The following is a 13,593-nucleotide window of genomic DNA, read 5'->3' on the forward strand; positions in this document are numbered from 1 at the left end:
GAGGTGATCGTCAAACCGGCGGCGCGGGAGCAGGTGATGGTCGAGCCGGCGCTGGTGGCCACCATCGTCGCCGAGGCGACCGGGGAACCGGGAATGCTGCCACTGGTCTCACACGCGCTACTGGAGACCTGGCGCCGCCGAGGCGGCGGAACACTGACCCTGCACGCCTACCAATCCGCAGGCGGAATCCACGGCGCCATCGCCCAAAGCGCCGAGACGGTGTGGACGACCCTGTCACCCGCACAGCGGCAAATCGCGCGGCGGATCATGCTACGGCTGATCACCCTCGACGCCGACGGACAACCCACCCGCCGCCCGCTGTCGCACCACGACCTGCCCGGCACCGGCCACCCAGCACACGATGCCGGCGATGGCGATGTGGGCCGAGTGCTGGACGTGCTTGCCGACGCCCGGCTGATCACCCTGGATCAGGACCAGGTATTGCTGGCGCACGAAGCACTGATCACCGCCTGGCCCCGGCTGGCCGAATGGCTGGACCACGACCGCACCGGACTACGAATCCACCAGCAACTCACCGAAGCCACCCGCACATGGCGGGACCTACACCGCCACCCCGACGCCCTGCTACGCGGAGTGCGGCTGGCCGTCACCCGCGACTGGGCCGAACGCGACGACAACCACACCACCCTGACCAGCGACGAACAAGCGTTCCTAGCCGCCGGAATCGCCGCCGAACGAGCGGAACACGACACCACCCGCCGCCGCACCCGCCGACTGCGGACACTGTCGGCCGTGCTGGCGGTGCTGCTGCTGGCCACCACCACCAGCGGGGCGGTGGCCGTCGGCCAAGGCCGCCTGGCCCTGATGCGCCAGCACCAAGCCCAATCCCGGGAACTGGCCGGACAAGCTCGCCTGACCGCCGCCACCGACACGGCCGCCGCGATCCGCTTGGCCAGGAAGGCCTACGAGCTCGCGCCCACCACAGAGGCACGCGGCAGCCTGCTCAGCGTCGCCGCTACCCTGCGCTTCAAAACGCACCTGCCTCGACCGGAAACGCCGGTCCAGGCGATGGCGGTGAGCCCAGACGGGGTCGTCCTGGCCCTGTCCGGACGCGCCGGCTATGCCGACCAAAACGCTCAGGTAGAGCTGTGGAATACCTTGACCGGCCAGAAGCTGGCCGTCCTCGATCAAGCGAAGGCGACCGCCCTGGCCTTCAGCCCCGACGGCCGACGGCTGATCGCCGGCGGGCCCGCCGGCGGCCCGGCCGACCACAACCCGCGCGCTGCGGTGACGGTGTGGGGCCTGCCCAGCCGCCGCCGCATCGCCGTCAGTACCGTCCCGGCGACCTCACCCGTCACCGTGGAGTTCAGCGCGGACGGACGGCCGCTCGCCGCAGCTACCTCACCGGGCACCTCGGGCAAGGATGCCTTCCGATGGCCGACCTTACCGCCGTCGATACGGGTATGGGACGTCACCACCTCGACCCCGGTGCCGGTCACCAAGCCGGCAGGGGTGCCCTTCACCCTGTTCGGCGACTACAGCCGAGACGGACGGCTGCACCTGCGGCAGGCCCGCAGGCGGGTCGACGGGACTGACTACCTGGTTCCCGCCGAAGTGGTGGACACCCGAACCAACCGACCGATCTGGACTCTGGACCGCCACGAAGAGGCCACGATCACCTCCCAGTACACCCTCACCAGGCACCTCTTCCGCTGGCTGCTGTCAGATGACGGACGGCTGCTGTATCTCCTCGACTTCTGCAACGAGCGGTTCATCATCTGGGATCTGGCGCGGGGGACTCGCCGCGTGATCCCACGAGACGCGCTCGGAGAGCCTGACCACTTCGCCATGAGTCGAAACGGACGCCTTCTGATCACGGTCTCTCCCGTCGGCTCCATCGACCTCACCGACCAAGAACGGCAGTCCGCGGCCGGACCCGCCGGCGCGGTCGATGCCCTGACCTACAGCCCCGACGGCCGCACCCTCGCCGCCGTCCACAGCTCGCAGATCCACCTGCTCGACCCTACGACCCACCGCCTGCGCAGCGCGCTGCCGATCCCGCCCGGTCCGTCCGCGCCGGCGCACGCCATCACCTACGCACCCAACGGCCAGACCCTGGCCATCAGCGGCGACCCGCCACGATCCTGGCGCCCGGCGCCCCGCCATGCCCGCGACCCTGGCACCTGGGTCATCGGCCCCGCAGGCGGCGACATCCCATTCACCACCTGCGACACGGGGCTGGTCTTCAATCCCCGCCGCAGCGGTGAGGCCGCCTGCGCCGAACCCACCCTGCTGAAGATCCTGCGTGTCCGCAGCCGTCCCGGCACCACCACAGGCGACACCACCATCGAGCAATTCGTTTCCGCCCATAGCATCTTCCTCACCCACACCCCAGAGGACCTGGCAGTCAAATTCCGAGATCCAGACGACCTCGCAAGCATCACCTACACCCCCGACGGCCACCGAGTGGCCATCCTCAGCAGCCGCGGCCACCTCGTGCTCTGGGACATCCACCGCGCCACCGCGGCCCCCGTGCCGCTCCCGCCGCTGCCTCCTCCACGCACCCTCGCCTTCAGCCCCGACGGGCGCTTCCTGGCACTGGCCGCGAACGACCACACCATCACCCTGTGGGACCTCCGACATCACAGCATCTGGGCCACCCTCACCGGCCACACCAAGACCATCACCAGCGTGGCCTTCACCCCCGACGGCCGCACCCTCACTTCAGGCAGCACCGATCAGACGATCATCAACTGGCCACTCAGCACCACAACCGCCCTCAACCAGATCAGACACCCGATCAGCGAGACATCACCCTGATCAAGCCGTGGGTGCGTGCTCTTCTTGGTGGCGATTTTGGTGAAGGCGGCGTTGCTCACGGTTGGTGTGGAAGGCTCAGTACGCCTCCAGGTCGCCGTTGCTGAGGACCGCACTGGGTTTGAGGATGGCCTCGGCTCCGGCCAGGCCCCATCTCGCGCCGGTGATTTCAATCTCTCGCCGACCAGATGCCTCGCCGTACACTCAACCACTCCGCTGGCTGCCACTTGGTGGCCGGCGGCCGGATTGTCGGTGGTGTGCAGTCGGCGTGCTCCACGCCAGCGGTACTCCAGCACGTGGATCAGGTCGCGAACGATCTGGATGGTCACGCCGCTATGGGCGGCCTCGGCTCGCAGGAGCCGGATCTGCACACCTACAACCACCGCCGATGCCACACCGCGTCGAGCGGTCTAGGTGTATTGACCTTCAGCGTTGTTGACGGGGTGATGGGTGGCCGGCCGCGGCGAATCAATCGGTGAGCAGCGGTGGCTCGGTCACCAGGTTTCAGGGCGATGCCTGACCACCGGGACCATCTGGTGCCGGTGGCAGTCGGTTCTCCTCCGGCCCTCGATGAGCAAGGCAGGCGTAGGGCCTTGGGCCGATCGAGCAGGTGCCGGACGTCAGGGCGCGACCTTGTGCACCCGCACGCTGTCGGCCTCTGGGCATTCGGGCGGCAGCCGCGGAAAGCTGAGGTCGCCCCTGGCGTCCGGGCGGACCCGGCGCAGCGTGTTCTGACATGCCGGGCCGGCCAGAACGACCACGAGGACGAAATCCTTGCCGACGTCCAGCGCTCCCGCACCCATGGTGCCGTTTCGGAAGGACCAACTGCCGCCTGACACCGTCACCGGCCCGCCGTCGGCCACGTAATAGACGCCATTGGGTGCATAGTCGAAGATCCGTACCTGGTGCCGTCCCAGGTCGCGGGCTGTCCCGGTCATCAGCACGCCCGGCCCGCCATGCACCTGGGTTCCCTCGCGCGGGGCGGTGATGCTCACCCGAGGATGCCCCGGTCGCCGCGCCGGGGAAACGGTGGCCGAGGGATTGACGCGCACGAGCGGCGGCTTCGGCTTACCACTTGGTGGAAGGCCAGAAGGGGAGGCACTGGGAGCCGGGGGCCCTGCCGCCGCAGCCGACGGGGCGACCTGCGGCCTGGCTTGCGGGGCGACCATGCTGTCGCCTTGCTCTGCTCGCTCGGGGCGGCTCATGCCGGCTCCCCACGGTGCGCCGAGCATCAGCACGGCGACCGTGAGCGCGATCCAGCCCCGCACGCGCCGCGTGGTCATCAGCGCTTTCGGGCGGCGGAGCCGACGGCGCGAGCCGCGCGGGCGGCGGTGGGCGGGGCCGTCGATCCGAATCCCTTTTCGCTCATGCTCCGTCATCACGTCTCTCCAGTCAGCCATGCTCAGCCCATGTCTGGTCCATAAGAAGGGCTGAGGGGTGGTTGGTGGCGGCGCAAGCATTCGGCCTATGGATCCGCTCACGGCCAGATGCGGAATCGGCAACGTTGGTGTCTGGATCTGTTCACCTTCACCCTCTTCGTTACCGGGTCCGCATGCCTCATACCGTGTTCCGTAGCCGGCTCCGGATCGTCCGCCACGCGTTGCGCCCCGGCCACCTCCTCTTGCTGCCTCTCGGGCCGCAAGCCGGCGAAATCTGGTCTCGCAGGCACACGGACCCATCAATCAGGGCTTGGCCGTAACGCTCGCGCGGTGAGCGGAGTTGCCGGGCGCATGCTGTAGCGATTACGCGTGGCTGGTGCGTGCGCTGCGAGCGTCATGCCGATGGCGGGCATCGCGTTCCTTCTTTTCAGTCGAGCTTCTGGTTCCCTCGGCGCCCCGGCAACCGAGGGTATTGACCAGTCTTTTCCTATGCCCTCTTTTGAAAAGCCCCTGGTTGCCGGGCCGCTTCTCCGCGGTCAGCCATTCGGGGTCCTTCCGGCGTGTGCACAAGTGGCTACGGTCGCCACGGTGCCGGGCCTTCACATTGAACACAAGCCCTGTTCGCGCTGTTCAACGGGATTTCGGCATCCGCGGGCCAGGTGACCAACAACCCGGTCTGCGGTGAAGGCGCGCATTAGGGTCCGCAGTGGGGGCGCCTTGGGGTTCCCACCTGGGGGGATACGGATTGTGGCACGTTCCTTGAATTCCAGTACGTTGTTTGGTTTGTGGCACGTTCTACGGGTTGCGCGGTAAGGGTTGTGCGTGTCGAATGTGCGGCATGGGACGTCCAGAGAAGCCGTTGGATCCGGCCGCGGGTCCGGTCGCGCAATTCGCTGCCGGGCTGCGGGAGCTGCGCAATGCCGCGGGCAGGCCGACGTATCGTGAGCTGGCGCGGCGTAGTGGCTTGTCGGCTACGGCGTTAACGGTCGCGGCTCGCGGGGAGCAGTTGCCGACATTGAAGGTGGCGCTGGCGTTTGTCCAGGCGTGTGGCGGCGACCGCAGCGAATGGGAACGGCGATGGCACGCTGCCGACACGGCCACCGCCTGCGAGAAGGGCACCGGCGAGGACGGAACGGGCGGCGGGGCGCCGTATCTAGGGCTGGCCGCCTATGACGAGCACGACGCCGACCGGTTCTATGGCCGGAAGGAACCGGTCGCCGACATTGTGGGGCAACTGGGAGAACACCGGGTGGTGGCGGTGGTGGGGCCGTCGGGCTCGGGCAAATCGTCGCTGCTGCGCGCGGGAGTGATTCCCGCAGTGCACCGGGGCGGGTTGCCGGGAGCGTCGAGGGTGGTGCGCTTGACGCCTGGGGCTGCTCCGCTGGCTTCGCTGGCCTTGGCGCTGGCGGGCGCGACCGCCTGCCCGCCGCCCGGCCCAGGCAAGCACGACACGAGCCTGCACGACACGGGCCTGTCGGCGTGGGCGCGCCGGGGGGATGCGGCGCCGGGCGGCGGGCTGCTGGTGGTGGTGGATCAGTTCGAAGAGGTGTTCACGCTGTGCACCGATCCCGACGAACGGGCCGCGTTCATCGGGGAACTGCTGGCGGCACGCGAACCCGGCAGCCAGGTGCGAGTGGTGCTGGGGCTGCGGGCCGACTTCTTCGGGCATTGTGCCGGGCACCGGGAGCTGGCGGCGGCACTACAGGCCGGGACGGTGCTGGTGGCGCCGATGACGGCGGCCGAGTTGCGGGAGGTGATCGTCAAACCGGCGGCGCGGGAGCAGGTGATGGTCGAGCCGGCGCTGGTGGCCACCATCGTCGCCGAGGCGACCGGGGAACCGGGAATGCTGCCACTGGTCTCACACGCGCTACTGGAGACCTGGCGCCGCCGAGGCGGCGGAACACTGACCCTGCACGCCTACCAATCCGCAGGCGGAATCCACGGCGCCATCGCCCAAAGCGCCGAGACGGTGTGGACGACCCTGTCACCCGCACAGCGGCAAATCGCGCGGCGGATCATGCTGCGGCTGATCACCCTCGACGCCGATGGGGAGGCCACTCGCCGCCCACTACCCCACCACGACCTGCCCAGCGATGATGGTGTGGGCCGGGTGCTGGGCGTGTTGGCCGACGCCCGGCTGATCACCCTGGGCCAGGACCAGGTGCTACTGGCGCATGAGGCACTGATCACCGCCTGGCCCCGGCTGGCCGAATGGCTGGACCGCGACCGTACCGGGCTGCGGATCCACCAGCAGCTCACCGAAGCCACCCGCACATGGCGGGACCTGCACCGCCATCCGGACGCCCTGTTGCGGGGAGTGCGGCTGGCCGTCGCCCGCGACTGGGCCGAACGCGACGGCAACTACGCCGCCTTGACCGGTGACGAGCGGGCGTTCCTGGCCGCGGGAATCGCCGCCGAACGGGCAGAGCACGACACCGTCCGACGCCGCACCCGCCGGCTGCGGACACTGTCGGCCGTGCTACTGGTCCTGGTGGTACTGGCGTTGGGCACGGCGACCGTGGCATTAGGAGGGGCGGCGACATCGGCCACCCGGGCCCGCAATCAGGCCGCCCAGCAACGCGACATCGCAATCTCCGAACAACTCATCGCCAGGAGCCAGGAACTGGGCAGCACCGACGCCGCTCTCTCCCAAAAGCTGAGCATTGCCGCATGGCGCCTCCACCCTTCGGCCCAGGCCCGCCACGCGATGCTGACCGCTGCGGCCCGCCCTCCCAGTTCTGCCCTCACCGGCCACACCGGATCGGTCAGATCAGTGGCGTTCAGCCCGGACGGCCGCATCCTCGCCACCGCCGGCGACGACGAGACGGTACGGCTATGGGATGCGGCCTCCCGCCGCCAGATAGGCGCCCCTCTCACCGGCCACACCGACCCGGTTACCTCGGTGGCGTTCAGCAGCGACGGACGAACCCTGGCCTCCGGTGACTACGACGGGAAAGTGCGACTGTGGGATGTGGCCACCCACCACCAGATCGGCGCCCCCCTCTCCAGCCGCACCGATGTGGTCTTCTCGGTGGCGTTCAGCAGCGACGGACGAACCCTGGCCTCCGGTGACTACGACGGGAGAGTACGACTGTGGGATGTGGCCACCCACCACCAGATCGGCGCCCCCCTCACCGGCCACACTGATTCGGTCGATTCTGTGGTCTTCAGCCCAGACGGTCGCACCCTGGCCAGCGGCGATGACCGGACGGTGCGGTTGTGGGACGTGACCACCCACCACCAGATCGGCGCCCCCCTCTCCAGCCGCACCGGATGGGTCAGCTCAGTGGCGTTCAGCCCAGACGGTCGCACCCTGGCCAGCGGCGATGACCGGACGGTGCGGTTGTGGGACGTGACCACCCACCACCAGATCGGCGCCCCCCTCACCGGCCACACCGGATGGGTCAACTCGCTGGCGTTCAGCCCAGACGGCCGGACCCTGGCCAGCGGCGGCGAAGACCGGACAGTGCGGTTGTGGGACGTGACCACCCACCACCAGATCGGCGCCCCCCTCACCGGCCACACCGGATGGGTCAACTCGCTGGCGTTCAGCCCAGACGGCCGCGCCCTGGCCATCGGCAGCTCCGATCACACCGTGGGGCTCTGGGACATCACCACCCGGTACCGGGTCGACCTACCAGAGCCCCGTCGCACCGGCCGCGATGACGCCCAGGGAGTGAACTCTGCGGTCTTCAGCCCAGGTGGCCGCACCCTGGCCGTCGGCAAGGACGAAGGGGCGGAGGTGTGGGATGTCGCCACTCGCCGCCGGCTCAGCGTCGTGGTGCGACCGTCGCAGACCTTGCGTATTGCGCTCAGCCCGGACGGCCACACCCTGGCCACCGGCGGTTACGACGGGATCGTGCGGTTGTGGAATGTCGCGACCCGCCGCCAGATCACCTCATTTAAGCCTCCGAATCTAGTCTATGCGTCCACCGACGACTTTGTCCGCTCGTTGGCGTTCAGCCCTGACGGCCGAAGCCTGGCCAGCAGTTACGACAATGGGACGATTTCCCTATGGGACACCTTCACCCACCATCAGATCGGCAGATCTCATCAAATCCGCAAAACAGGCTTCTCAATGGTATTCAGTCCGGACGGCCGTACTTTGGCCACGGGCAGTAGGGACCACACGGTGCGGTTGTGGGATGTGGCCACCCGCCGCCAGATCGGCGCCGCCTTCACCGGCCACACCGACACGGTCACTTCGCTGACATTCAGTTCGGACGGCCGTACTTTGGCCAGTGGCGGCTCTGACCGGACGGTGCGGTTGTGGGATGTGACCACTCGCCGCCAGATCGGCGCCGCTTTCACCGGTCATACCGACACGGTCACTTCGCTGGCATTCGGTCCGGACGGCCGTACTTTGGCCACGGGCGGCGATGACCGCACGGCGCGGTTGTGGGACGTGGCCACCCACCGCCAGATCGGCGCCGCCTTCACCGGCCCCAACGATGGAATAACTTCGGTGGCGTTCAGTTCAGATGGCCGCACCTTGGCCGCTGGCGGCTACGATGCGACGGTAAGTCTTTGGAAGGTGGACTACCTGACCGATGTCCTGCGGTGGTTGTGTGCCCGGGTCGGTGGTTCCCTCACACGGCAGGAATGGACCCGTCAGATACCGGCTGGACCGGCCTATCGGCACATATGCTCGTAACCTTAGTTTAATTCCCATCAAGATCGTTCGGAAAGTGCGAGCACGGTGGGGACCGCCGGAGTGCGGCAGAATGGGTGGGTGCGTGCGTCGCGGTTGATCTCTCTGGTGCTGCTGCTGCAGGCGCGGGAGACGATGACGGCCCGGGAGCTGGCGGAGGAGCTGGAGGTCTCCGAGCGCACCGTCTACCGCGACGTGGAGGCGCTGTCGGCGGCCGGGGTGCCGGTGTACGCCGACCGGGGCCGGGGCGGTGGGTACCGGCTGGTCGGCGGCTACCGGACGCGGCTCACCGGGCTGTCGCGGGAGGAGGCCGAGGCGCTGTTCCTGTCCGGACTGCCGGGTCCGGCCGGGGAGATGGGCCTCGCCGACGCCGTGTCCGCCGCCGGGCTCAAGGTCCTCGCCGCGCTGCCCAGCTCGCTGCGGGACGCGCCGGCGCGGGCGGGGCAGCGGTTCCACCTGGACGCGCCCGGCTGGTTCGGGGAGAGCGAGCCGCCGCCGCTGCTGCGCGACCTCGCCCGTGCCGTCTGGACGGACGAGGTCGTCGAGCTGCGCTACCGCAAGGACGGCGAGGTCACCCGGACGGTGGAGCCGTACGGGCTCGTCCTGAAGAACGGCACCTGGTACCTGGTCGCGCGAGTCGGCGGGAGGCCGCGCACCTACCGCGCCGGGCGTATCACCGCCGTCCGTCCCACCGGGGAGAGGTTCGACCGGGACGAGGGCTTCGACCTCGCCGGGCACTGGCGGGAGCAGGCGGCGGCATTCCTGCGCTCGATGCTGCGGGAGGAGGTCACCGTCCGGCTCAGCCCCGCGGGGATGCGGGCCCTGCGGTACTCCGTCGAGCCCTACGCGGCCGAGCGGGCGGCCGAGGCGGCCGGCGCTCCGGACGACGGCGGCTGGGTGGTGACGGCACTGCCCGTCGAGTCGGAGGTCGTCGCGTTCTCCCAGCTGCTGCGGCTCGGGCCCGAGGCGGAGGTGCTGGCCCCGGCCGGGCTCCGGGCGCGGATGGCGGAGGCCGCCGCCCGGCTCGCCGGGCTCTACGCCGGAGATTGGACCCATCCATAACTGGAACCGGTCATCTTCTTGTACTCCTCGTATGTATGGCGCTAGCTTCGCCTTCATGACCGCACCCGCGTCTCCGACCACCGCCGAGGAACTGCGCGGTGCCGGTCTGCGGGTGACGGCCGCGCGCGTCGCGCTGCTGGAGACCGTCCGCGAGGGCGACCACCTCGGTGTCGAGGCGCTCGCCTCCGGCGTGCGCGACCGCGTGGGTCACATCTCTCTTCAGGCCGTCTACGAGGCGCTCCACGCTCTCACCGCGGCGGGGCTCGTGCGCCGCATCGAGCCGGCCGGCAGCCCCGCCCGGTTCGAGGGGCGCGTCGGAGACAACCACCACCACGTCGTGTGCCGGTCGTGCGGGGCCGTCGCCGACGTCGACTGCGCGGTCGGCGAAGCCCCCTGCATGACCGCGTCCGACGACCACGGTTTCTCGATCGACGAGGCCGAGGTCATCTACTGGGGCCTGTGCCCCGGCTGTTCCACCGTTCAACGTTCCTGAGCACCGTGGTGCGCACTGCCCGGAAGGACCCCCGATGACTGAGAACCAAGACGCGATCGGCGTAGACGCGACGGCGCAGGGCGACGGCGGCGGCTGCCCGGTCGCAGGCAAGCGCGCCCCCCACCCCACCCAGGGCGGCGGCAACCGCGGCTGGTGGCCGGAACGGCTCAACCTGAAGCTCCTCGTCAAGAACCCGCCCATGGCCAACCCCCTGGGCGAGGACTTCGACTACGCCGAGGCGTTCGAGAGCCTCGACCTCGCCGCCGTGAAGCGGGACCTCGCGCACGTGCTCACCGACTCCCAGGACTGGTGGCCGGCAGACTTCGGGCACTACGGGCCGCTGATGATCCGCATGGCGTGGCACAGCGCGGGCACCTACCGCGTCAGCGACGGCCGGGGCGGCGCCGGCGCGGGCCAGCAGCGGTTCGCGCCCCTCAACAGCTGGCCGGACAACGCGAGCCTCGACAAGGCCCGCCGCGTGCTGTGGCCGGTCAAGAAGAAGTACGGCCGGAAGATCTCGTGGGCCGACCTGATGATCCTGGCCGGGAACGTCGCCCTGGAGACGATGGGCCTGAAGACCTTCGGCTTCGCCGGCGGCCGTGAGGACGCCTGGGAGGCCGACGAGGACGTCTTCTGGGGCCCGGAGACCGCCTGGCTGGACGACGAGCGCTACAGCGGCGAGCGGGATCTGGAGAAGCCCCTGGCCGCGGTGCAGATGGGCCTCATCTACGTCAACCCGGAGGGCCCGAACGGCAACCCGGACCCGCTCGCCGCGGCGCGCGACATCCGCGAGACGTTCGGCCGCATGGCGATGAACGACGAGGAGACCGTCGCCCTGATCGCGGGCGGCCACACCTTCGGCAAGACGCACGGCGCGGCCCCGGCCGACAGCATCGGCCCCGAGCCCGAGGGCGCCCCGCTGGAGGACCAGGGCCTGGGGTGGAAGAGCACCTACGGCACCGGCAAGGGCCGCGACTCCTACACCAGCGGCCTTGAGGTCACCTGGACGCCCACCCCGACCACCTGGGACAACAGCTTCTTCGAGACCCTCTTCGGGTACGAGTGGGAGCTGACCGAGAGCCCCGCCGGGGCCAAGCAGTGGCAGCCGAAGGACGGCGCCGGGGCGAACACGGTGCCCGACCCCGAGGACGGCACGCTGAACCGCCGGCCGATGATGCTGACGACCGACCTGTCGCTGCGCTACGACCCGATCTACGAGCCGATCTCGCGGCGCTACAAGGACAACCCCGAGGAGTTCGCGGACGCGTTCGCCCGCGCCTGGTTCAAGCTGACCCACCGCGACATGGGGCCGATCGACCGCTACCTCGGCCCCGAGGTCCCGGCCGAGACGCTGGTCTGGCAGGACCCCGTCCCGCCGGTGGACCACGAGCTCGTCGACGCCGCGGACGTCGCCGTCCTCAAGGCCCGGCTCCTCGACTCCGGCCTGTCGGTCTCCCAGCTGGCCGCCACCGCGTGGGCGTCGGCCGCGTCGTTCCGCGGGACCGACAAGCGCGGCGGCGCCAACGGGGCGCGCATCCGGCTGGAGCCGCAGCGCAGCTGGGAGGTCAACAACCCCGACGAGCTGCGAAACGTCCTGCGCGTCCTGGAGCAGGTCCAGGAGTCCTACAACGCCGAGCAGACCGGCGGCAAGCGGATCTCCCTGGCCGACCTGATCGTGCTCGGCGGGTGCGCCGCCGTCGAGCGGGCCGCGAAGGCCGCCGGCCACGACATCGAGGTGCCCTTCACCCCGGGACGCACCGACGCGTCCCAGGAGCAGACCGACGTGGAGTCGTTCGAGGTGATGGAGCCGTCGCACGACGGGTTCCGCAACTACCTCATGAAGGGCAACCTGCTGCCGGGCGAGTTCCTCCTGGTCGACCGGGCGAACCTGCTCACCCTCAGCGCGCCCGAGATGACCGTCCTCCTCGGCGGCCTGCGGGTCCTGGGCGTGAACCACGGGCAGTCGTCGCTGGGCGTCCTCACCGACAACCCCGGGACGCTGACCAACGACTTCTTCGTGAACCTGCTCGACATGGGCACGGTGTGGAAGCCGACGTCCGAGGAGTCCGAGACCTTCGAGGGCCGCGACGCCTCGGGCAACGTCAAGTGGACCGGAAGCCGCGCCGACCTCGTCTTCGGCGCGAACTCCGAGCTCCGCGCGGTCGCGGAGGTCTACGCGAGCGACGACGCGAAGGAGAAGTTCGTCCGTGACTTCGTCGCGGCGTGGGACAAGGTGATGAACCTCGACCGGTTCGACCTCAGGTGACCGCGGCGCCCAGGCCGGCCCGGACGCGGGCCGGCCTGGGCGTCCCCGGGCGGGGGTCCCCGGCCGGGGGTCCCCCGCGGCGACCGGCTACCGGTAGCCGGTGACGTCGGCGGGACGGCCCGCGTCCTGCACCTCGACGACGTAGCGCCAGGCGTCGGGGCTGCTGCCGTCCACGTCGGTGAAGCCGTAGACCCGGGCGAGCCCGCCGCTGGACAGCGACGCCCCGTTCCAGCGGGCGCGGTCCGGGTCGGCGGCGAGGGCCGCGACGGCCCGTCCGACATAGCGGGGCGACTCGGAGATCGCGAAATGCGGGGACGTCTTCGTCGCGTCCCGCCAGTTCTCCTCCGTGACGCCGTAGTTGTCGAGCATCATCTCCGAGCGCAGCCATCCCGGGGTCAGCGCGAGGGCCGTCGCCCCGAGCGGCGCGATCTCCTCGGACTGGGCGAGCGCCATCCGGATCACGGCGCTCTTCGCCAGGTCGTAGAAGAACCCGACGTCCTTGCGGTACTTCGCGTTGTACTCGGCGGTGCCGTCGGTCATCTCGATGACGAGCCCGCCGGGCTCGCGGGTCAGCAGCGGCAGGGCGTGGTGGCTGGTGATGGCGTGGGTGTCGATGGCCAGCCGGAGCAGGCGCAGGCCGTCCTCCAGCGACTGCTCCCACAGCCTCTTGCCGAACTCGAAGAGCCGGTCGCCGCCCCAGACGTCGTTGACCAGGACGTCCAGCCGGCCCCGCTCGCCGTCGATGCGCCGCACGAGCGCGCCGACCTGCGCGGGGTCGAGGTGATCGACCTGGACGGCGATGCCCTCGCCGCCCGCGGCCGTCACCAGTTCCGCCGTCTCCTCGATGGTCTCGGGACGGTCCATCTCCGATCGGCCCGCCCGGGTGGACCGCCCGGTGCAGTACACGGTCGCGCCCGCCGCGCCGAGCTCGGTGGCGATGCCCCGCCCCGCGCCCCGCGTGGCC

Annotated in this window: 7 protein-coding genes; 5 read left to right on the top strand and 2 right to left on the bottom strand. The window is 70.0% G+C overall.

The features are described 5' to 3' along the window. Nucleotides 1-2,781, top strand: a 2,781-nt coding sequence (locus E1298_RS33995) for a WD40 repeat domain-containing protein (protein WP_131900660.1), incomplete at its 5' end; no start/stop codon positions are given. 617 nt (nt 2,782-3,398) lie between these two features. On the opposite strand, the gene E1298_RS34000 is transcribed toward E1298_RS33995, so the two are convergent. Beyond that, complete coding sequence (locus E1298_RS34000) at nt 3,399-4,157, bottom strand: hypothetical protein (protein ID WP_131900662.1); 759 nt, start codon at nt 4,155-4,157, stop codon at nt 3,399-3,401. Between the two features lie 838 nt (nt 4,158-4,995). Between E1298_RS34000 and E1298_RS51340 the strand changes: the two genes are divergently transcribed. From E1298_RS51340 to katG, 4 genes are all read left to right on the top strand, one after another. After that, nucleotides 4,996-8,811, top strand: a complete 3,816-nt coding sequence (locus tag E1298_RS51340; RefSeq protein WP_165975809.1) for an nSTAND1 domain-containing NTPase — start codon at nt 4,996-4,998, stop codon at nt 8,809-8,811. Nucleotides 8,812-8,889: 78 nt separating this feature from the next. Beyond that, nucleotides 8,890-9,870 (top strand): helix-turn-helix transcriptional regulator, encoded by a 981-nt coding sequence (locus E1298_RS34010; RefSeq protein ID WP_131900666.1) that lies wholly within the window; start codon nt 8,890-8,892, stop codon nt 9,868-9,870. Nucleotides 9,871-9,925: 55 nt separating this feature from the next. Then, nucleotides 9,926-10,363, top strand: a complete 438-nt coding sequence (locus tag E1298_RS34015; RefSeq protein WP_131900668.1) for a Fur family transcriptional regulator — start codon at nt 9,926-9,928, stop codon at nt 10,361-10,363. Nucleotides 10,364-10,397: 34 nt separating this feature from the next. After that, nucleotides 10,398-12,629 carry a catalase/peroxidase HPI gene (gene katG / locus E1298_RS34020; protein WP_131900670.1) on the top strand — a complete coding sequence of 744 codons (2,232 nt, stop codon included), beginning with the start codon at nt 10,398-10,400 and terminating at the stop codon, nt 12,627-12,629. Between the two features lie 87 nt (nt 12,630-12,716). On the opposite strand, the gene E1298_RS34025 is transcribed toward katG, so the two are convergent. Next, nucleotides 12,717-13,593, bottom strand: an 877-nt coding sequence (locus tag E1298_RS34025; RefSeq protein WP_131900672.1) for an SDR family oxidoreductase, incomplete at its 5' end; no start/stop codon positions are given.

The sequence above is a fragment of the Actinomadura rubrisoli genome (assembly GCF_004349215.1).
Taxonomy (GTDB): domain Bacteria; phylum Actinomycetota; class Actinomycetes; order Streptosporangiales; family Streptosporangiaceae; genus Spirillospora; species Spirillospora rubrisoli.